Genomic DNA, 19,893 nt, shown 5'->3' with positions numbered 1-19,893 from the left:
AACGCCCAACTCCTGGCCTACTTCCCCTCTTTCCTCTTCGCTGACATCGACCCCCTCCTCGGTGGCGGTACCGGCATCATCGGCCTTGGGGTGATGGCGGCGGTTGTCCTCTGGCTGTGGCTCAGCGGTCGCTTGCGCTAGCTGACAGAGGCCCTGGTGAAGCGGAGATATCCGCTAAGGTGTCCCCGACTGAGGTATGGCACAGGCACGGAATGGGCATGACCTTCGTACTAAAGACGCGGGGTACTAAATCGTCATTGTTCGGACGTGCATCAGTCCTTATACTTAAGATAGGATGAAGGGACAAACATCAGCACTGTTAGAAAAAGAATCCGGTCGCCAGGCCGACTCCGTCATCAGTCGTCCGGAACCAGAGCCGGACAGCCAGCCCAACCCGTTCCCGGCAGGAGCTAAGGTCTCCGGTAAACGCGAGATATCAGCTCTGGCTCTGGTACTGGTACTGCTGGTGCTGGCGATACTCTTATCTATCCCCGGCCTCATTATACTCGACAGACTTCAGCCCTAGTTCGCATTAATCGCAACGGAACGACCGCCACATCCCTCTCGATTCCCCTCACTACATTCCGCCTTCTACCTGGCCAAATACGCTCTTACTCTATTTGTAGTCCTATATTTGGCTGGGAAATGTACTCCTGACCGGCCGCAGTTTCCACTGTCCTGGCGTTGAATCATGTTCACCCGGACGGGTAAATCATGGTAAGCTAGTAGTCAGGTCCTTTATTTGCCGGGAGGGTATAGTTGTACGATGTTGCCGTAATCGGTGCCGGAGTGGTCGGGAGCCACACTGCCGGTAGACTGGCTGCGATGGGTCATAACGTGGTGGTCGTGGAAGGCAAGCGCAGCCTGACGGAACCCGTCTGCTGTACCGGGATTATTGGCCGTGAGTGCGTCACATCCTTTGCCATCGGGGAAGACATCATCATGCGATGGGTGAAGGGCGCCCGGGTGTTCTCGCCGTCGGGCAAACCGCTAAAGCTGTGGCGGCCGGAACCTCAGGCTGCCATTGTCGATAGAGTGTCGCTCAATGTCTCCATGATTAGCAGGGCTCAGGGAAGGGGCGCTCATTACGAGGTAGGGGCTCTCGTAAGGGATATCGAGGTTGCCGACGACCGGGTCAGGATTAAGGCGGTTCGCGGTAGTAGTCCGGTCTATCTTGAAGCCAGGGCGGCAGTTATCGCTACGGGCTTCAGACCCGGCCTGACCGAGCGACTCGGCCTGGGCAGGACTGGCGATTTCGTTGCCGGGGTACAGGCAGAGGTCAGTGCGCCCGGAGTTGAGGAAATAGAATTATACCTGGGCCGGGAAGTAGCCCCTTCTTTCTTTGCCTGGATGGTGCCGACTGCCTCCGGCATGGGACTTGCCGGGCTGCTTTCGCGGCGGACTCCCGAGGTCTATCTCAGAAAACTGCTCTCGTTCCTGGCTGACAGTGGGAAGATAGCTTCGGCTGATGTCGAGGTGCTGCACGGAGGGATTTCCCTGAAGCCATTAGCGAAGACCTACGGTGACAGGCTGCTGGTTGTCGGTACTGCTGCCGGACAGGTGAAACCCATCACCGGCGGCGGTGTCTACTACGGGTTACTCTGCGCCAACATCGCGGCGGAACACCTGCACCGCGCTCTGTCCGCAGATAACCTCTCGGCCAGGAACCTGGCTGGTTACCAGCGGGAATGGAAGCAGAGACTCGGGTCGGAGTTGAGGACAGGCTACTGGGCCCGGAGGGTCTACGAGCGCTTCAGTGACCGGCAGATTGACCGGCTTTTTGATATAATGGAGTCGTCCGGCATCCTTGAATCCCTGCTCAACGCGAAGGACCTGTCCTTTGACTGGCACGGGGGTGCTGTGTCCCGCGTAATCAGCTACGAGGTCTTTCGCAAGGTCATCGGGTCGATGAAACTACCGGCACGCCTCAAGGACCGTATGCCCGGTCGGGAGTAGCCCGCCGGACGAAGGTGAAGGTAATCCGGTTAATGATGCCGCGGGTGACGGGAATGACTACAGGATTGTACAGGAGGAAGTATTAAAATGACCGGCGGTAATGAGAATGTCCGACTTGGTGAGGCTGCGCGCCGCTTTCTGGCTGGCCTGCCGGATGGGGAGAGAGAGGCCAGCCAGCATGAAATCTACCGGTTTGTCCGTTGGTACGGAACGGAACAGGCGTTAACCGGGATGTCTCCTCCGCAGGTGGCGAACTACGCCGAGCAGTTGTCTCAGTCGGACACGGACTATGCGCGGAAGCTTGAGTTGATACGGGGTTTTCTGGCTCACGCCAGGAAGCAAGGGTGGAGTCGACTTAATCTGGCGGTCCATCTCAAGGCACGCAAGGCAAAGAATAAGGCCGTGTCAGCGTCCAGAGAGCGCGAGTCTGTTCTCCTGACACAGCAGCGATACGACGAACTGAAGGTCGAACTGACAGTACTGCTGGATAAACGCCCGCAGTTGATTGAAGATATCCGTAGTGCAGCCGCGGATAAAGACTTCAAAGAGAATGCTCCGTTGGATGCAGCTAAGGAGCAGCGTGGTTACCTGGAAGGGAGAATCCTGGAACTTGAGGGAGTCCTGGCTGCGGCCGTAATCATGGATAAGGAGCGAGAGAGCAGGCACAGGATTGGCATTGGCGATGATGTAGTCTTGCAGGACCTGGCGTCGGGAGAAGAGGTCAGTTACACTCTGGTGAGTTCCAATGAGGTAGACCCTGCCGCCGGCAAGATTTCCAACGTTTCCCCGATAGGAAAAGCCGTAGTCGGACGTGCGGCGGGCGATGAGATAGAGGTGACAGTGCCGGCAGGTAAGCTGCGTTACAGGATATTGAGCATCGGGGACTGACGGCTTACTGTGCTCATTTGTTGGCGATGAACGGAGGGTTAGTATTGCTTTACTAACGGCTAATGATATAAAATGCATCAACAAATACGCTAAGGAGATATGATTCATGACTGAAGAATCACCCGGCGGATATACTGGTAAAATCCTGAGAGTGAACCTTACTGATAAGAAGACCACCATCGAAGAGCCTGAGGGCAGGTTCTACCGGGAGTACTTCGGTGGGACTGCCCTGATTGGCTATTACCTGCTCAAGGAACTGAAACCGGGTATCGACCCCCTGGGACCGGAGAACAAACTGGTGTTTTCGGCAGGGGTGCTTTCCGGTGTTCCTGCCGCGGGATGCGGCCGTAGCGGAGTTGGTGCCAAGTCTCCCCTCACCGGTGGCTGGGGGGATGCCCAGTCAGGCGGGTTCTGGCCGGCAGAGCTGAAACGCGCCGGATGGGATGCCATCATAGTTGAAGGTAAGGCGGACAAACCCGTGTACCTCTGGATTAAGGACGACCAGGTGGAGATTCGGGACGCCGCTCACCTCTGGGGCAAGACTACCGCCGAGGTGGACAGCCAGCTCAAGGAGGAACTGGGCGACAAGAGAGTACGTGTCGCGCAGATAGGTCCGGCTGGTGAGAAGCTGGTGCGGGTGGCCGCTATCGCCAACGACATCAACCGCTACTACGGACGCTGTGGGCTGGGCGCTGTCATGGGCTCCAAGATGCTGAAGGCCATCGCCGTACGTGGGAGCAATCCCCTGAAGGTGGCCAACCAGGAGAAGGTCCGCGAGATTGCCGGCGCTACCGCCGATGTCGTCAAGCGGTTCATGGGGGGGTTCAAGTCCTACGGTACCGCTGGAGGAGTTGGTGGACTGAACGCCATGGGGATACTGCCCACGAAGAACTTCCAGGAAGGGCAGTTCGACGGCTTTGAGAAAATCAGCGGACAGGCAATGGCGGAAACTATTCTGGTGGACACCGACAACTGCTCCGCCTGTCCCGTCAATTGCAAACGCGTTGTTGAAGTTGGACCGCCGTACAATGTAGAGCGCGTCTATGGTGGGCCGGAATACGAGACCATCGGCTCCCTCGGTTCGCTCTGCGGGATAGACGACCTCAAGGCTATTGCTCACGGCAACCAGACCTGCAATGCCCTGGGACTGGACACCATCGGCACCGGTACGACTATTGCATTTGCTATGGAATGTTTTGAGAACGGTATCCTGACCGAGAAGGACACCGGCGGTATCGAATTGAGGTTCGGCAACGCCGAAGCGATGATGAAGATGGTGGAGATGATAGGGCGGCGTGAAGGGCTGGGTGATATACTGGCAGAGGGTGCCAAGCGTGCCGCGGAGAAGATAGGTGGAGGCGCCAGCCAGTACGCCATGCATATCAAAGGGCAGGAGTTGCCGATGCACGACCCCAGGGGCAAGGTCGGACTCGGGATAGGCTACGCTGTCTCACCCACCGGGGCAGACCACATGCACAACATCCATGACCCTGAGTGGATGCGTGTCAACCCAACCATGTTAGCCTTTGGCATTCAAGAACCACTCGACCCGCATGACCTCGGTCTGTCCAAAGTCCGCTCCTTCTGGTACCTGGTCAACTGGCAGCATTTCAAGAATTGTGCCATTGCCTGTATGTTCTTGCCGTATGACCCCAACAGGATGGCTGAGCTTGTCAGTGCGGTCACCGGTTGGAATACCAATGCCTGGGAGCTGGAGAAGGTCGGCGAACGTGCCCTGGCCCTGGCCCGGCTCTTTAACGCCAGAGAGGGTTTCACTGCGAAGGATGACTTCGTGCCGGAGCGCCTGTACACAGGTGTTAGCAGCGGACCCCGGCAGGGTAAGGGACTGGACAGGGAAGCATTCCAGGAGGCTATCAAGAGCTACTACGGTATGGCTGGATGGGATGCTGAGACAGCGTCGCCTACCGCTGCCAAGCTGGCGGAACTGGACCTTGCCTGGGCGATACCCGAGCTGGACAAGATAGCGGGCAAGAAGTAAATGCTTATCTCGTGACTGAAGGTCACGAGATAAATTGTCATTTTCCGAGCAGCTTCCTCACGGCGTCGGCAGCAAGGCTGACCGCGCTGCCGATGACCGTGCGTCCGGTGACGATTGCGTTGAAGCGGCAGACCTCGTGACAGCACATACACTCTATGCAGATGGCGCGATTGATGCTGGCGACGCCGGTAACGCCGGCGCTCTTGCCGTGGATAGTGATTGCCCCGGTAGGGCACGCCCTGACGCACTCGGCGCACGCCGTACACTGCTGCTCCACCACTTTTGGTCTAACGGTGAGCTGGCCTACCGCGAACCTGGATAGAGGAGCGGGTATCTTCCTGAGGAGTGCTCTATTGGCACTGGCGGGGAGCCGGAAGTCACTGGTGGCGACACTCTCGATGCTTTCCCCGACTACTTCTATGCTGTCCAAAATACCCACTCCCAGACCGCACTCGTGGGCATAGCGGGTGGTAGCGATATCCATCGGGTCCATACCGATGATTCCGGCAGCTACCGCATCCACGGCCACCGCATCACGGCTGGCCAGGATGACGCCCAGCTTCCGGACACTGCCTGCTGAGGGGCCTTCTCCTTCCATAGCAACGATGCCATCCATCAGTGTCAGTTGCGGCCGGATAACAGAGAAGATATCCGTCAGCATCCGGGAGAAGTCCTCGCTATCCGGATACTCGCCGTGGAGTCTTCGGCGGAGGCTGCCGGGGATGGTACCGTACATGTTCTTGATGCTCCCGGTGAATACGGTCAGCGAGTGCGTCTTCAGCTTGGGAAGGTTGACGATTACATCGGCTTCCAGGGCCGCCCTGGATAAATAGACTTCCTTCAGGAGAAGGCCGTGGCACTCCCTGGCGACGAATCCCTCTTCCCGCAGGTTTATCAGCCTGACACCGGCACGCTGGCACATCTGGCGGAAGCCGGAAGTGCTGAATCCGTCGACCGGTGCCGTCTCTATCTCGTCGCCCACGGTGATTTCGGCCCCTGCTTTCTTGAGTAGTTCCAGGACGGCCTCGGCGAATACCGGGTGGGTGACGATACCCCGCTCAGGAGGTGATGGCGGCGGCAGGTGGTTTATCTTCACAAAGACACGGTCACCGGGCTTGATTATCGTCTCCAGTCCACCAATCAGCTCGATGCTTCTCTGTACCATTGGAACCAGACGTGGCAGGTCATAATCATCGGCCCGGACGATGGATACCCGGGCACCATTCTGTCCACTGGCGGACTCGGACTTACCGTGGTCCAGTGTCTCCGGCATGGGTCTCCTTCGTAATGACATTATTTATCTTATTGTAAGTCTTTTCCCGGTGCATCGCCCGGGTTGCTCTCTTTCCCGTCTCTGCTGCGGTATCAGGGCACCCAGCAGGCTGCTGTAAAAGGGGCGTAGCCCCTTTTACACTCCGCTTGTAGTCACTTTCCCAGACTCTTACCAGAATAGTGCAACACTCCCTTAGGTGCGAATGAACCTTGCCTGAAATTGTCCTTCACACCGTTTTGGGGAGTCCAGAGGGGTCCCGCCCCTTCTGAGGGGCGCCCCCTCTGGAACGGGGGTGCAAGGGGGTGTCCCCCTTGATTCGTCTTCCACTCAATAGAACCTTCACACTAGTGTACGCCCTATCCCGTGTGGCCCAGACGGGTTGGTCGAAAGGGTTTTTCATCACCCTGCTAGGCCACCACGCCCTGCTCCTTGAACCTGGCAATGTCCTCCCAGGTATATCCGTATTCGAGGAGGACCTCTTCGGTATGCTGGCCGAACTCCGGTGCAGGCATCCTCACTGTTGGTGGCGTCTCGCTGAGCTGCACCGGGTTGGCTACTCCCTCTATGCGACCGTACGTGGGGTGGTCATAGGCAACAAAGAAGTCGTTGGCTCTCGCCTGGGGGTCATTGATGGCTTCGTGGAGACTCTGGTACGGAGCGTAGGGTATCCCCTCCAGAAGCGGTTTCCATTCTTCAAGTGTCCTGGTCTTGAAGATATCGTCGAAAACAGGATAAAGGAGCTGGCAGTTCTCCATTCTCGCCTCGTATGAATTGAACCTGGGGTCGTCAATCAGGTCTTCACGCTCTATGGCCCGGCAGAACTTCGCCCAGTAGCGGTCCGGTTGCAGGACGACAAATACAATCATTCTCTTATCCCTGGTTATGTACCTTCCTGCTAGGGGGTTGACGACCTTACTCCGGTAGAAGGCAGTTACCGGGACCAGGGCTTCCTCGACCCTGGCGACGGCTTCCGGTGGTGGCTCCTCTCTCCAGTCTGCGTAGTCCAGTCCCGTGGCCAGAGCCCCCGCAATGTCAAAACCGAGTTGGTACATTCCGGCGTGAAACAGGGCTACGTCCAGTTCCTGCCCGACCCCGGTCTTCTCCCGGACGTGTAGCGCAACCATTACCCCGAAGGCTATGGCCAGTCCGGCAAGGTTATCCCCGAAGGCTGGCCGGAAACCGGTGTTCGGCATTCCCGGCTTGGTGAACATGTAGGGGATTCCCGACCTGACCCAGAAGGCGGTGGCGTCGTAGGCGGGGGCATCTTTTTCCGGACCCTTCTTGCCGAAACCGGTCAGGGCGCCGAAGATGATGCGGGGGTTGATCTGTTTCAGGATATCATACTGCATGTTGTACCGCTCCAGTTCATAAGGCCTCAGGTTAGTCAGGAAAACGTCTGCCTGCTCCACGAACTTATAGGTGACCTTCTGGCCTGCCTCCTGGGTAATATCAACGGTGACACTTCTTTTATTGCGGTTGTAGTTCTCCCAGTTGTAATTGATATCGGAGGGGACACCCGCCCTGCCGGTACCCTGACCGGCCTGATACACCCGCCAGGAATCGCCGGTGGTGGGGTTCTCGATGTGGAGCACATCCGCTCCGAAGTCGGCCAGGTGCCGGGCCGCTATCGGTACGGCGGCTACCTGCGATACATCAACAACCTTGATACCCTCAAGAGCCTGAGCCATTCTCCAGTACCTCCTTCTTGCCCGGTCTTCCCATCCTGGCTATACTCCCCGCAGGCTGTGCACAGGCTGGGTAGAGTAGAACGTGGTTGGCGGGTAGAGGGGCTGTGGACTATAGTCCCAGAGTATACCACCAGAATCCTCCCCTGTAAACTCACACCGGATGGGCGGGAGACCGTGCTGCCCCGGTCTATCGACCTGACGCGTGCTTGCCAGTGGTACGGTGGCTTGCTACAATGAGACTCATCTGTGGTCTACGCGGCAGGAATACCTGCCGAGCAGGAATGCCTGCTGTGCAGGACAGACCATCCCAGGATTACCCACTGGGCTGCCGGCCCTGCGAGAACACCGGGAAAGGAACTGCTATCAGAAGACCGGACTTCCGACTGCTCTTCTCCGGAATGCTGCCACTGTTTATCCTGGCACACTTCGGCCACCATATCGTCGGCGCAATGCTGCGACCGCTGATGCCGATGATACGTACCGATCTTGGCCTCAGCTACACAGAGGTGGGTGTGGTGCTGTCCGCCTTCGCGATAACCGGCGGTATTAGCCAGTTGCCCTCCGGCTGGCTGGCCGACCGTATCGGGCCGAGGATAGTCGTTACCGCAGGTATATCGGGGGTAGCCCTGGCTGGCCTGTTCATCGGCCTTTCGCAGAGCTACCTGACCCTGATTATCTTTCTGGTTCTGGCGGCTGTGCTGGGGGGCGGCTATCACCCCGCTTCAGCAGCGGCAATCTCCTCATCTATCGCACCGGAGCGGCGGGGGCGGGCTTTGGGGCTCCACCTTGTTGGCGGCAGTAGCAGTTTCTGGGTGGTGCCGTTGCTCGTTGCGCCGATAGCTGCCGTCTGGGGCTGGCGAGGTGCCTATATCACGCTGGCGGTTCCTGCGATTGTCCTCGGGATAGCGATATATGTTCTTCTCGGCCGGAGGATGTATGCCAGGGAGAAAGAGAAGCAGACAACCGGTATGGAGGCTTCCACCGGTCCGGACAGCGTACGATGGCGGAAACTGGCACCGTTCATAATCATGAGCGTTGCTACCGGAACGATGACCCAATCGGTGGCGGCCTATCTCTCCCTGTACGCGGTAGACCACTTCGGTGTTCCCGAGGCGACGGCCGCCATTCTGGTCGCCATCACGCCCGCAGTAGGACTGTTTGCCGCGCCTATGGGCGGGTATCTTTCCGACCGCCTCGGCAGGATACCGGTACTGCTGGTGGTGAGTTTCACCACTATACCCCTCATCTATCTGCTGGGCGTGGCGCCGGACGTACCGGCGCTTGTTGCCGTAATGGTGGCTATCGGCCTGGTAAGCAATGCCCGCATGCCCGCCTCCGAGGCCTATATCGCCGGGAATACGCCGGAACGCCGTCGCTCCACGGTACTGGGCGTGTACTACTTCGCAGGTGCGGAAGTCGCCGGTCTGCTGACGCCGGTGATGGGCAACCTTATTGACCGACTTGGCTTCTACGCCAGCTTCAGAATCATCAGCATCGCTCTGGCGGGGATTGTCGTGGTGTGCACACCGTTCCTGCGCGGTGCCAGGGAATAAAGCTGACTCTGCGTAAATCCTATTCGTTACAGGATGATGTCGTTCTGGCGGAGTTCGCTCACCTCGGTCTCGCTAAGACCGAGTAATTCCCTCAGCACGTATTCGTTGTGCTCACCAAGCAGCGGGGCATGACGTGCCGGCATCTCCGCATCACTCATCTTCCAGGGTGCTCCCACCAACTCCAGCTCACCCAGCTCGGGGTGGTCTACCTTCAGGAAGGCCCCGCGGGCCCGCAGGTGCGGGTCTGCATAAAGGTCCCTGGCATTGCGAGAGGGCGCCGCGGCAAGATTAGCCTCGCAGAATTCCGCGACCATCCAGTCGCGGTCGCGCGCTCTGGTCCATGCTTCGATAAGCTGGTCCAGCTCCTTCTCGTTCTTCTTGCGCGAGACCATGTCGGAAAAACGGGGGTCCCTGGACAGTTTCGGCTGGCCGATGACCTTGGTCAGAACGGCAAACTCATCGTCGGAGTGAGCCTCGAGGGCGAGCCATCGGTCCACTCCCCAGCACCGGTAGACGTTGTGCGGCGCGTACCGGGGGTGAGCATTACCCATCCTCTCCGGAACCTGCCCGTTCATCTCGTAGCCAAGCAGAAGCTCACCGATGATGGATGTAACGCCTTCGCACTGCGAGTAATCGATGAACTGTCCCTCTCCGGTCTCCATCCGGTGGTACAGAGCGGCCAGGACGGAAAAGGCCGCGTTGGTACCATTCATCAGGTCGACATCGCCGGTGCTGTGGCAGGGGTCGTCGTCGGGATAGCCCGTTATATAGGCGCCGCCACCAATAGCGTGATGGATGGTGGCGTATCCCGCGTAGTCCTTCTGCGGGCCTTCCTGTCCCCGGCTGGACATGGAAAGGACTATGATGTCCGGGCGTACTTTGCACAGCTCTTCGTAGTCGAGGCCCATCTTCGTCATTGCGCCGGCCCGCATGTTATCGACAGCGATATCACTGACCGCCACCAGCCGTCTGGCCAGTGCCACGCCTTCCGGTCGGCTGAGGTCCAGGGTGAAGCTCTTCTTGTTCTGGTTGACCGAGTTGAGGGCCATCCCCTGGTTGGGTGGCACCACGGTTGGCGCCGGGTCCGGCAGAGGCCAGTTGACAATATGACGCATGAGGTCGGTCCGCCTGTGGCCTTCTATCTTTATTACCTCGGCACCGAGGGCCGCCAGCATCATGGCACAGTAGGGTCCGGCCCATACCCAACTGAAGTCGGCTACTCTTATTCCTTCCAGCGGAAGCATCTTACTACCGTCCTTTCTCTCTCGTCGTTATACCGCACCGGCGCGCTGGAGAAGCTCGTATTGCTCGGGCGAGTACTCCAGCAGGCTGCCGTATATCTCCCCGTTGTGCTCTCCCAGCAGGGGCGCCGGCCGCTGGACACGCGGCGATGTTGCCGTCATCCGGTACGGCCAGCCGGCGTAACGGTGTCTGCCGGCCTCGGGATGTTCCACCTCGACAAAGTAGTCCCGGGCTGTGTATTGCTCGTCCTTCATGAGGTCTTCGGCGGAGTTGAGCGGCCCCATGGCGATGCCCATTTTGGCGCCGCGGTGATGCAGTTCGTCCTTGTTCTGATGCAGTACCCACTCGTCAATCTTGTCGGTAACCTCCATCAGGTGGTGCGCCCTGTAGGCCAGAGATTCCCACTGCTTACCGGCAAGCCATTCCGGGTTCCCCATCAGCTCGCGAAAAGCCCTGAAGTGGTGGTCTTCCGGGGTACCGGCCACTATGTAACCGTCCCTGGTCTTCATTCTGCCCATCGCCGGAGGTCGGTCGGGGACCCGGCCCCAGGTACTGTCCTGGTAACGGTTACCGGCCAGACCTGTTCGTACCATAGCCAGAATCACTTCCTGTAGCGAAATGTCAATGAGGCGACCGCACCCTGTCTTTTTCTGGCTCAGGACTGCTGCCATCGTGGCCAGGGCAGCGGTGATACCGCCGTGGTAGCCGACGGCATAACCCCCCATCTTCACCGGAGCCCGGTCCACGTCCACCGAGCGTGTCGGCAGCAGATTACCCAATCCACCGGCATGAATCAGTGTCAGTTCGTCTCCCTTTACCCCTGCCCGCGGGCCGGTGCGGCCATACGGTGTAATCGAGGTGTAAATCAGGGCCGGATTTAGCTGGGTCAGCGCTTCCCAGCCCATGCCAGGTCCTTCCAGGCGCTCGGGTGGGAAGCTATCAATCAGGATATCAGCCCATTTGACCAGCCGTTTCAGGGCTTCGAGGCCTTCAACTACATCAGGGTTCAGGGTTATCCCGCGCTTGCTGGTGTTGAGGTAGAGGAACATGGCGCTGCGCTCGGGGTGCGGGCCGCCGGTTGGAAAGGGCCCGAACTCCCGTGAAGGGTCGCCTTCCGGGGACTCTACCTTGATGACATCGGCACCCAGGTCGGCGAGCATCTTTCCACAGTATGGGCCGGCAACCATCGTGGCTAACTCGACAACCCTGACGCCGGTAAGTGCGCTTCCAGACATTCTTCTCACCTCCCGTAGTGGTCTGTGACGAGATGTCGTGGTGCTAAAGGGAATTACGGATGATTGTATCACCAGCGAGGTATATCTGCAAACAGCGTTCCGGCATCTGGCGTAGCAGGAAGGGGGGCTGGTCCTGCTCCCGGTTCTGCTGGTACTGGAAAGATTAATTAATACTACTCTACAATTGATATAATCAAGAAATAGATAGTGTATTATTAATATAATGAAGCAAGAGCGAGATTCGATAAGAATAAGGGAGAATGACGCCGCCGGACAAACGTACACCGTTATACACCAGTGCTCTTCCGGTATGACCAGAATTGACAAAGTTAATATCGAATGCTATTCTAAATTAAGAAAATGAAGAAGGATATAAAGAAAATTACGCTAGGAGGTGGACACAATGATAACTCACAACCCGGATGCACTAGTCCGATAGGAATATAGTAGAAGGAGGTTAGCGAATATGGCTAAAGACTGGTATGAACTGACACGCTTGACGCGCGGGGCGTCGATTGTCGTGGAGCGGGTGCGCCTGGTCGATAGCGAGCTTTCTATCGAAGGCAGCTTCGACCTGCCCCCGCTCGCTCGACTGTCGGCCGAGGATCAGGTCTTCGTGATGGCCTTTGTCCGCAGCCATGGGTCCATCAAGGAGATGGAGCAGGTCTTCGGCATTAGCTACCCGACGGTGAAGAACCGGCTCAACCGCATCGCCGAGAACTTCCAGTTTGTCGAGACGATGCCGGTGTCCTCACAGACGGAGGTACTGGCCCAGTTGGAGCGTGGCGAAATCGACGCCGACGAGGCGATCGAGAGGATGTCAAAATGATACCGCCGATGTTGCTGCGGGTGCATATAACAAACCAGCGTCACAACATCCGTTTCTGGTTACCACTATTCATTATCGGGATACCGGCAACGCTATTGCTAATTGTGGCTGTCTTATTACTTCTGCCATTTGCTTTACTGGCTGCCCTGGTAATGTTGTGTATCGGTCAGGGTAAGTGGGCAGCAATTGCAGGTGTCGTTCTACTTCGTGGTGGACCACGGCTACTGGCGGTACTCTGTGCATTGCGTGGACTCACCGTGGATGTCGACAACAAAACTGAGAAAGTATTTGTTTCATTTCAATAGGAGAAAACCTGGAGGGTAATATTATGAGTGAGAATAGAAGAAGAATCCTGGACTTGCTGGCCGAGGGAAAGATAAACGTCGATGAGGCGGAGCGACTGATGGCAACAATGGGTGAGCGTGTCGATGAGGGAGCAACTGTGGGTGTGGCGGAGCAGACACGCAAGCCGCAGCCCAAATTTCTCCGTGTCGTTATCGAGCCGGCTGAAGGGCTGGGTGCCAAACAGGAGCGTGTCAACGTCCGCGTACCGGTCGCCCTGCTGCGAGCGGGTATGAAGTTCGCTTCGGTCATCCCCAACGCGGCGTCCAGCCAGATCAATCAGAAACTCAAGGAGCAGGGGATTGACATGGACATCCGCGACCTCAAGCTGGAAGACCTGGAGAAGCTGGTCGATGACCTCAGTGAGCTCGAGGTGGATGTCGATAGCTCCGAGGCGAAGGTTCGCATCTACTTCGAGTAACGCACCGTGCTCGCTTGCGCTCGGCGGGCGTGCTGCCAGCGGCGGAGGCTGAGCGGAGCGCAGCGAGCATCTCCAGGGAGCCCGACGGCGCACACAAGGGTAGTAAACGCATGAGGAGAACTATGGCGACTCGTGAGTACAGGTTCAGTGATTTCAGTGAAGTGGCTGTGGGGGGAGCGTTTGAGGTTGATGTCCAGGCGTCCGATTCATACAGCGTTGTCGTGGAGGCCGACTGGCTCCAGTTTCAGAGTATCACGGTATCCAGGCAGGGCGAGGTGTTAAGTATCGGCCGGAGATGGCATCCTCTCGCCTGGATTCCAACGAGTAATCGACCGAAAGCCACGATAACCATGCCGGTGCTGAAAGGGCTCTCTATCTCCGGGGCCACGAGGGTTACAGTCAGCGGGTTCAAGTCATCGGAGGACTTTCGGATGGAACTGTCCGGAGCCAGCAGGATTACCGGTGACCTGGGTGTGGGGAATGCCAGGCTGGTCCTATCCGGTGCCAGCAGGGCGGACCTGTCCGGCTCAGCCGGAAATCTCACCGCCGATATCAGCGGGGCCAGTCGTATCGAGATGGGTGGTTTTGAAGTCCGGGACGCCAGTCTCGTCATGAGTGGTGCCAGCAGGATGACAGTTAACGTCGACAGCAGGCTGAATGCAGAGCTAAGCGGTGCCTCACGCTTGCACTACAAGGGTGAGCCAACGATGGGTGACATCAGGACATCAGGGGCCTCCAGTATCGATAAGACCGAGTAGTCCGGCTGGTCCCGGTAGCTGGAATCACCCGCCAAATCGCCCGATTGATAATCGTTGGTGCAGTGCGAACACACCAATTCCTATCCCGGAGGAGTAATGAGAGAGGACGCCGTCCGACAGAGCAAAATCCGTTCCACGGCAAGCGGCATCCGCCGTTTTCCCCTGTTACAGCCGCTGGCAGACCGGAACTTCCGCCTGCTCTGGCTGGGCGAGAGTGTCTCCGTATTCGGTAACTTCTTTCAGATGATAGCCCTGGCCTGGGTGGTGCTGGAGGCAACCGGGTCTGGCCTGGCGCTGGGCACGGTGATGATGGCGGCGGCTATCCCCCGCGCCGTGTTTATGCTCTTCGGTGGTGTGGTCAGTGACCGGCTGTCACCGCGCCTGGTGATGCTGGTTTCCAATACCGCCCAGGGTGTACTGGTGGCTCTGCTTGCGCTCCTGGTATTTGCCGGGACGGTGGAACTCTGGCACCTGTACGTCCTCATGGTGATATTCGGGATTGTGGGTGCTTTCTTCCTGCCCGCGATGATGACCATGATTCCCCGGCTGGTCAGCAAGGACAGGCTCGAGGCAGCTAACTCCCTGGTGATAGCTACCTCACAGCTAAGCGCTTTCATTGGTCCGGCAGCAGCCGGTTTCGTTGTGGCTGCCGCGGGCAGCGCGGTGGCAATGGGTGTTGATGCTGTCACCTTTGCTATTGCCTCTGTGACACTGCTGCTCATGAGAGGAATAAGCCTGCGCCGTCGGACAACACAGCCCAACGGAGAGCTGGCAGAACCTGCCAGTCAAAACAGTGCACTTTCCGATATGAAGGAAGGTCTGCGCTATACCTGGAATACCCCCGAAATTCGGGTACTGCTGCCTGTGATTGCCGTCATCAATTTCTGTTTTATCGGCCCCATTGATATTGGCCTCGCCTGGCTGGCTCACCAGAGGTTTGCTGAAGGTGCCGCTGGTCTGGGCATAATGCTATCGGTATTCGGTGGCACCGCCGTATTCGGTGCGCTCTTGGCCGGGTCGATTAAGATGAGACACCTCGGCATTGTTTTCACTGTCATTACGGTAGTCATAGGCGCCGGTCTGGGTCTGATCGGCGTGGCCCCGGACCTGCTGGTAACCTGCGTGCTTCTGGGCATCATGGGCATCGTGAACAGCTTCCTCAATGTCAGGGCAATCGCCTGGCTTCAGAGGATGGTGCGACCGGACATGCTGGGGCGTGTTATGAGCCTGGTGATGTTTGCCTCGATGGGTCTGGCACCGGTCTCTCTTGCCCTGGCCGGATGGTTGGTGGACCTGAACTACATAGCCATGTTTGTCGTCGCCGGAGGCCTGACCATGCTCACCGGCCTTTTCATGGCAGCCAGCCGTACGATACGTGCCATCGATTGACGGTTCTGCAACCAGCAACCTTCATTGACTGCCACAAGGGCATGGTATAAGCTAAACAGAGACAGGAAAGCAGACCGTAGAATCATATGGTCGGAGGTGAAATACCATGCTAATGACGGCTGGCGAATACATCGAGAGTTTGCGTAAACTCAATCTGAACCTCTACCTCCTCGGCGAGAAGGTAGAGAACTGGGTTGACCACCCCATCATCAGGCCCTCGATAAATGCGGTAGCAATGACCTACAAGCTGGCCCACGAACCTGAGAATGAGACCCTGGCAACCACCGACTCACCGCTCACCGGGCAGAAGGTGAACCGGTTTGCCTCCCTTTTCCAGAGTACCGATGACCTGGTGAACAAGGTGAAGCTGCAAAGACAGATGGGACAGAGGACCGCCTGCTGCTTCCAGAGGTGTGTCGGTATGGATGGGATTAACGCGGTCTACAGCACTACCTATGAGATGGACCGGGAGCACGGCACCGGGTACCACCAGAGGTTCAGGGAGTGGCTGAAGAACATCCAGGAAAAAGACCTCTGTGTCTGCGGCGCGATGACGGATGTCAAGGGCGACCGCGGGCTGGCACCGAGTGAGCAGGTCGACCCTGACCTGTTCGTCCATATTACCGAGCGAAGGAAGGACGGAATAGTAATCCGGGGTGCTAAGGCCCACCAGACCGGTGTCGCCAACTCCCACGAGATGCTCATCATGCCCACCCTGAGAATGCGGGAAGCGGACAAAGACTACGCCGTGGCCTGTGCAATACCGACCGATACCGAAGGTATAACCATGATTTACGGGAGACAGTCCTGCGATACCCGTAAGCTTGAGGAAGGTGACATCGACGTCGGTAACTACAGTTTTGGCGGGCAGGAAGTCCTGGTCATTCTGGACGATGTTTTTGTCCCCTGGGAGCGGGTCTTCATGTGCGGGGAGATTGACTTCTCGATAATGCTCGTGGAGAGGTTTGCGGCCTACCACCGTCAGAGCTACGGGGGCTGCAAGGCGGGCATTGGCGACGTACTCATCGGGGCTGCGGCGTCGATGGCGGACTACAACGGGGTCCGGCGGGCGGCCCACATCAGGGACAAGCTGGGGGAGATGATACACCTCGCTGAGACGATACATGCCTGCGGATTGGCCTGCTCCTACCAGGGAAGACGGACGGAAGCGGGTAACTACCAGCCTGATACCCTTCTGGCCAATGTCTGCAAGCTCAACGTCACCCGCTTTCCCTACGAGCTCTGCCGCCTTGCCGAGGATATTGCCGGCGGCCTGCTGGTGACCACGCCTTCGGAAAAGGACTTCCGCCATCCGTTACTGGGAAAGTACATCGAGAAATACCTCAAAGGGGTAGCCGATGTTCCCACCGAGGTACGGTTCCGGATGCTGTCGTTGATTCACGCTATGAGCTTCGGACAGATAGCCCCCAGCTACCGGACGGAGTCAATGCATGGTGCCGGTTCCCCGCAGGCGCAGAAGATAATGATTGAGCGAGAGACGGACATGCCACGCAAGCAGGAGCTTGCCCGCATCATCGCCGGAATTGAGGAAAGGGAGGACGTGCTGGGGTAAAGGTAGTGGGCAGGTGCATCACCGCGCCATAGACAGGCAACCCCTGCACAGCTTGTTGGCTATGAAGAGCTAGTGTAGTGTCTCGTATATGGCATTACAATCCACGTTGTCATTCTGGAGGAGTCCGTCCTCTCAATAACCCGAAGGACGACGAAGAATCCGGGGTGGGGAAGGAGAACCCATTAACCACCACCCCGAGGTCCCTTCGCTACGCTCAGGGTGACACGCTGTACTCATGTCATTGCGAGTGAAACGAAGCAATCTAAATGTTGCGATTACTGACTGCTAGTCCTCTATCCCCCTCACATATTCTGCATACCTGACCAGGTAGGAGAGCACCCTGGCGCCTTCTTCCGGCGTGCGGTAGCCGTAGAAGCCGTTCTTCTCCAGCTTGATGATTGCCGGTGACTGCCCGCGTCCTGTCGAGGCGGTTATGATGAGGGGCTTCTGGTGCCGGTCTATCCGCTCGATCAGGCCGTCCACCAGGCCAAGCTCCCCCTCTATCATCTGCTGGCGGTATTCCTCCATCCTCTCCCTGGTCGCGGCATCGTACCGTTCCGGGTCGGTCGGGGTCTGGGCGGGGTAGCCAACCGAGCCGACGGCAAGCACGGCGTCGATATTCTCCGCCTTGAGCAGCGTTCCCAGGGATGGGTAAGACCCCTGGGTGTCCCCGGCCATGTCTACCGGGTTGCCGTGAGACCAGCGCGGTTGCAGGTACTTGCTCAGTGTCAGGACCGTTTCCCCGGTGAGAGCGGGTATTTCCAGACCCATTCTCCGGCAGGCGTCCGTGGCAACCACTCCGAATCCGCCGCCACCGGTCACTATACCCACTCTCCGGCCCCTGGGCAAGGGTTGGCGGAGCAGTGCCAGGGCAATATCGAACATGTCGTCCACTTCGTCGACCCGGATAACGCCCGACTGGCGGAAGGCGGCCTCGTGGACTGCGTCCGAGCCGGAAAGCGACCCCGTGTGCGATTGGGCTGCCCGTGCCCCTTCGTCGGTCCGGCCCACCTTCATGACGATGATGGGCTTTTTCTTCGTGGTCTTCCTGGCCAGCTCGAAGAACCTTCGGCCTTCCTTCAGCCCCTCGATATAGGCCAGGATAATCTTCGTTTCGTTGTCTTCGGCCAGGTACTCGATATAGTCTTCGAGGTGCAGGTCGGCCTCGTTGCCGCTGCTGACGTACTTGGTAAAGCCGATGCCCCTTTCCGCGCCGCGCCCCAGGATGTGCCCGCCGAAGTTGCCACTCTGGGAGACTAGACCCAGGGGTCCCGGCCTGGAACCACCGCCGGTGGTGTGCAGGTTGGCCGCGGTGTTGAAGTGGCCATTACAGTTCGGTCCCACGAAGCGTATCCCGGCTTCCCGGGCAATCTCCAGCACCTCTCTTTCAAGTTCCGCCCCCGGTTCGCCGGTCTCTCGGAACCCGGCGGAGATGACGACGGCTGCCCTGATTCCCTTCCGGGCGCACTCTCTCATTGCTCCCGGTACGGTCTGTGGCGGAATAACGATAACAGCCAGGTCCACCGGTCCCGGGACATCAAGCACGCTCTTGTAGGCCGGAACTCCCATGATTTCAGTCGAGGTTGGGTTAATAGGGTAAATGTCCATGTCCCTGGCGGTACGCCGGACGGTATCAAAAGTGCCGAATCCCCATTTTCCCGGGTTGTTGGACGCGCCCAGCACGGCAACGGACTTTGGGTTGAAAAGGTAGTCGAGCTGCTTGCTTATCGGTTCCGTCATTCCGCTTATTCCTCAACTCTGACCGGATTTTCGGAAGGGTATATCTTCTGCATGACAACGACGTCAAGGAGCCTGCCGAACTTCCGTCCCACTTCACGCATGGTGCCGACGCTCTCGAAGCCCACCGACTCGTGGAGGTGGATACTGATGTCGTTGCCGGCCACTATTCGTGCGACCACGGAGTGCAGTCCCACCTTTTCGCCTTTCAGAATAATCACCTCCAGCAGTATCCTCCCGGTGCCTTTACTCCGGTGCTCCTCTTTCACGTACAGGGAAATCTCTGCTGTGTCGGCATAGGCGCGGCGGTCGGACCACTCGCTGAGCGATGCCCAGCCGGTAATGGTGCCATCCATTTCCGCCACCATGATGGGGTGCTTCGGACCGTGTCTGGTAAACCAGACTCTCTGTTCGTCATCGGTCTTTGGCTCGGTATCGAAGCTGGCATCGGTGGTCATGACAGCCTCATTGTAGATTTCGGTTATCGCCCCGAGGTCACCCGGTTCAGCCCGCCTGACGGATAGTATCATCCCTCTCCTGTTATCTCCCCGTACGTTCAGGTAAGCAGACCTCCATCGGCGATAATGGTCTGTCCGGTAATGTAGCCGGTGGTCACTTCCTGATGGGCCTATTCTAGCAAGAACGTGGTTATCGGGGCAATCCACTTCATATTCCGATTGCTCAGAATGACGCGCCACTGTCCTCAGTGGCGCAGGAACCAGATGGTCTGGTGCTAGAAATGGGGACGAATACATTGACTGTTACCACCGGGGAATATAGGATATGGTTGAAAGGGCAGCGCACCCCGGGGGTCATGGCACGGCCATACTCAGATAACGCAGGAGGGGCACCGTGTTCGACGAAAATATGCTAAATCAGGTACGCCAGGGTATGAAGAGATGGTCGGAGGCGTCCGGGACCAGCGATGATGACCAGGCGGACAGGCGTTTCGCCACTGTCTCCAACCAGGATATTGAACCGGTCTACACGCCGGAGCATATTAAAGACCT

General features: G+C 58.0%; 17 protein-coding genes. 11 read left to right on the top strand and 6 right to left on the bottom strand.

Annotated elements, in window-relative coordinates; all coding sequences use genetic code 11:
- Positions 1 to 295 precede the first annotated feature (295 nt).
- The 4 genes from VMW13_09820 (at position 296) to VMW13_09805 (ending at position 4,843) form a co-directional block, all read left to right on the top strand.
- On the top strand, positions 296 to 526 hold the full coding sequence (locus VMW13_09820) for a hypothetical protein (GenBank protein HUV45112.1): 231 nt from the start codon (positions 296 to 298) through the stop codon (positions 524 to 526).
- 233 nt (positions 527 to 759) lie between these two features.
- Positions 760 to 1,956 carry an NAD(P)/FAD-dependent oxidoreductase gene (locus tag VMW13_09815; protein HUV45111.1) on the top strand — a complete coding sequence of 399 codons (1,197 nt, stop codon included), beginning with the start codon at positions 760 to 762 and terminating at the stop codon, positions 1,954 to 1,956.
- A gap of 87 nt (positions 1,957 to 2,043) precedes the next feature.
- On the top strand, positions 2,044 to 2,844 hold the full coding sequence (gene greA, locus VMW13_09810) for a transcription elongation factor GreA (protein HUV45110.1): 801 nt from the start codon (positions 2,044 to 2,046) through the stop codon (positions 2,842 to 2,844).
- Between the two features lie 106 nt (positions 2,845 to 2,950).
- The gene (locus VMW13_09805; protein ID HUV45109.1) at positions 2,951 to 4,843 is read left to right on the top strand and encodes an aldehyde ferredoxin oxidoreductase family protein; all 1,893 of its coding nucleotides are present in this window, start codon (positions 2,951 to 2,953) and stop codon (positions 4,841 to 4,843) included.
- Positions 4,844 to 4,880: 37 nt separating this feature from the next.
- Here VMW13_09805 and VMW13_09800 read toward each other — a convergent pair whose 3' ends face one another.
- Together VMW13_09800 and VMW13_09795 are read right to left on the bottom strand one after the other, a co-directional pair.
- Complete coding sequence (locus VMW13_09800; protein ID HUV45108.1) at positions 4,881 to 6,116, bottom strand: DUF362 domain-containing protein; 1,236 nt, start codon at positions 6,114 to 6,116, stop codon at positions 4,881 to 4,883.
- Positions 6,117 to 6,523: 407 nt separating this feature from the next.
- Positions 6,524 to 7,804: a CoA transferase gene (locus VMW13_09795; protein HUV45107.1), complete on the bottom strand. Its 1,281-nt coding sequence runs from the start codon at positions 7,802 to 7,804 to the stop codon at positions 6,524 to 6,526.
- Positions 7,805 to 8,094: 290 nt separating this feature from the next.
- Between VMW13_09795 and VMW13_09790 the strand changes: the two genes are divergently transcribed.
- A complete protein-coding gene (locus tag VMW13_09790) occupies positions 8,095 to 9,357 on the top strand; it encodes an MFS transporter (protein ID HUV45106.1) in 1,263 nt (420 codons plus the stop codon).
- A 26-nt stretch (positions 9,358 to 9,383) separates the two neighbouring features.
- Here VMW13_09790 and VMW13_09785 read toward each other — a convergent pair whose 3' ends face one another.
- Both VMW13_09785 and VMW13_09780 read right to left on the bottom strand, forming a co-directional pair.
- Positions 9,384 to 10,601: a CoA transferase gene (locus tag VMW13_09785; GenBank protein HUV45105.1), complete on the bottom strand. Its 1,218-nt coding sequence runs from the start codon at positions 10,599 to 10,601 to the stop codon at positions 9,384 to 9,386.
- A gap of 27 nt (positions 10,602 to 10,628) precedes the next feature.
- Positions 10,629 to 11,834 (bottom strand): CoA transferase, encoded by a 1,206-nt coding sequence (locus VMW13_09780; protein ID HUV45104.1) that lies wholly within the window; start codon positions 11,832 to 11,834, stop codon positions 10,629 to 10,631.
- Between the two features lie 466 nt (positions 11,835 to 12,300).
- Between VMW13_09780 and VMW13_09775 the strand changes: the two genes are divergently transcribed.
- The 6 genes from VMW13_09775 (at position 12,301) to VMW13_09750 (ending at position 17,146) form a co-directional block, all read left to right on the top strand.
- The gene (locus VMW13_09775) at positions 12,301 to 12,663 is read left to right on the top strand and encodes a DUF2089 domain-containing protein (protein HUV45103.1); all 363 of its coding nucleotides are present in this window, start codon (positions 12,301 to 12,303) and stop codon (positions 12,661 to 12,663) included.
- Complete coding sequence (locus VMW13_09770; GenBank protein ID HUV45102.1) at positions 12,660 to 12,968, top strand: hypothetical protein; 309 nt, start codon at positions 12,660 to 12,662, stop codon at positions 12,966 to 12,968. The genes VMW13_09775 and VMW13_09770 overlap by 4 nt, the downstream gene beginning before the upstream one ends.
- 23 nt (positions 12,969 to 12,991) lie before the next feature.
- Complete coding sequence (locus tag VMW13_09765; GenBank protein ID HUV45101.1) at positions 12,992 to 13,426, top strand: hypothetical protein; 435 nt, start codon at positions 12,992 to 12,994, stop codon at positions 13,424 to 13,426.
- A gap of 122 nt (positions 13,427 to 13,548) precedes the next feature.
- Positions 13,549 to 14,184, top strand: a complete 636-nt coding sequence (locus VMW13_09760) for a head GIN domain-containing protein (GenBank protein ID HUV45100.1) — start codon at positions 13,549 to 13,551, stop codon at positions 14,182 to 14,184.
- 96 nt (positions 14,185 to 14,280) lie between these two features.
- Positions 14,281 to 15,573, top strand: a complete 1,293-nt coding sequence (locus tag VMW13_09755; GenBank protein ID HUV45099.1) for an MFS transporter — start codon at positions 14,281 to 14,283, stop codon at positions 15,571 to 15,573.
- Between the two features lie 106 nt (positions 15,574 to 15,679).
- A complete protein-coding gene (locus VMW13_09750; GenBank protein HUV45098.1) occupies positions 15,680 to 17,146 on the top strand; it encodes a 4-hydroxyphenylacetate 3-hydroxylase family protein in 1,467 nt (488 codons plus the stop codon).
- A gap of 285 nt (positions 17,147 to 17,431) precedes the next feature.
- On the opposite strand, the gene VMW13_09745 is transcribed toward VMW13_09750, so the two are convergent.
- Together VMW13_09745 and VMW13_09740 are read right to left on the bottom strand one after the other, a co-directional pair.
- Positions 17,432 to 18,886: a CoA-binding protein gene (locus VMW13_09745; GenBank protein ID HUV45097.1), complete on the bottom strand. Its 1,455-nt coding sequence runs from the start codon at positions 18,884 to 18,886 to the stop codon at positions 17,432 to 17,434.
- 5 nt (positions 18,887 to 18,891) lie between these two features.
- Positions 18,892 to 19,413: a GNAT family N-acetyltransferase gene (locus VMW13_09740; protein ID HUV45096.1), complete on the bottom strand. Its 522-nt coding sequence runs from the start codon at positions 19,411 to 19,413 to the stop codon at positions 18,892 to 18,894.
- Positions 19,414 to 19,893 lie beyond the last annotated feature (480 nt).

The organism is Dehalococcoidales bacterium (genome assembly GCA_035529395.1).
GTDB lineage: Bacteria > Chloroflexota > Dehalococcoidia > Dehalococcoidales > Fen-1064 > DUES01.
The sequence above is the reverse complement of the archived record's forward strand: the minus strand, read 5'-3'. Positions and strand labels throughout refer to the sequence as shown.

Bases quoted from the DNA above. Each gene is read 5' to 3' on its own strand.
- VMW13_09765 (HUV45101.1), top strand. From the start codon at position 12,992: ATGAGTGAGAATAGAAGAAGAATCCTGGACTTGCTGGCCGAGGGAAAG.
- VMW13_09770 (HUV45102.1), top strand. From the start codon at position 12,660: ATGATACCGCCGATGTTGCTGCGGGTGCATATAACAAACCAGCGTCAC.
- VMW13_09800 (HUV45108.1), bottom strand. From the start codon at position 6,116: ATGCCGGAGACACTGGACCACGGTAAGTCCGAGTCCGCCAGTGGACAG.
- VMW13_09755 (HUV45099.1), top strand. From the start codon at position 14,281: ATGAGAGAGGACGCCGTCCGACAGAGCAAAATCCGTTCCACGGCAAGC.
- VMW13_09775 (HUV45103.1), top strand. From the start codon at position 12,301: ATGGCTAAAGACTGGTATGAACTGACACGCTTGACGCGCGGGGCGTCG.
- VMW13_09740 (HUV45096.1), bottom strand. From the start codon at position 19,413: ATGATACTATCCGTCAGGCGGGCTGAACCGGGTGACCTCGGGGCGATA.
- VMW13_09780 (HUV45104.1), bottom strand. From the start codon at position 11,834: ATGTCTGGAAGCGCACTTACCGGCGTCAGGGTTGTCGAGTTAGCCACG.
- VMW13_09745 (HUV45097.1), bottom strand. From the start codon at position 18,886: ATGACGGAACCGATAAGCAAGCAGCTCGACTACCTTTTCAACCCAAAG.
- VMW13_09795 (HUV45107.1), bottom strand. From the start codon at position 7,804: ATGGCTCAGGCTCTTGAGGGTATCAAGGTTGTTGATGTATCGCAGGTA.
- VMW13_09820 (HUV45112.1), top strand. From the start codon at position 296: ATGAAGGGACAAACATCAGCACTGTTAGAAAAAGAATCCGGTCGCCAG.
- VMW13_09805 (HUV45109.1), top strand. From the start codon at position 2,951: ATGACTGAAGAATCACCCGGCGGATATACTGGTAAAATCCTGAGAGTG.
- VMW13_09760 (HUV45100.1), top strand. From the start codon at position 13,549: ATGGCGACTCGTGAGTACAGGTTCAGTGATTTCAGTGAAGTGGCTGTG.
- VMW13_09750 (HUV45098.1), top strand. From the start codon at position 15,680: ATGCTAATGACGGCTGGCGAATACATCGAGAGTTTGCGTAAACTCAAT.
- VMW13_09785 (HUV45105.1), bottom strand. From the start codon at position 10,601: ATGCTTCCGCTGGAAGGAATAAGAGTAGCCGACTTCAGTTGGGTATGG.
- greA (HUV45110.1), top strand. From the start codon at position 2,044: ATGACCGGCGGTAATGAGAATGTCCGACTTGGTGAGGCTGCGCGCCGC.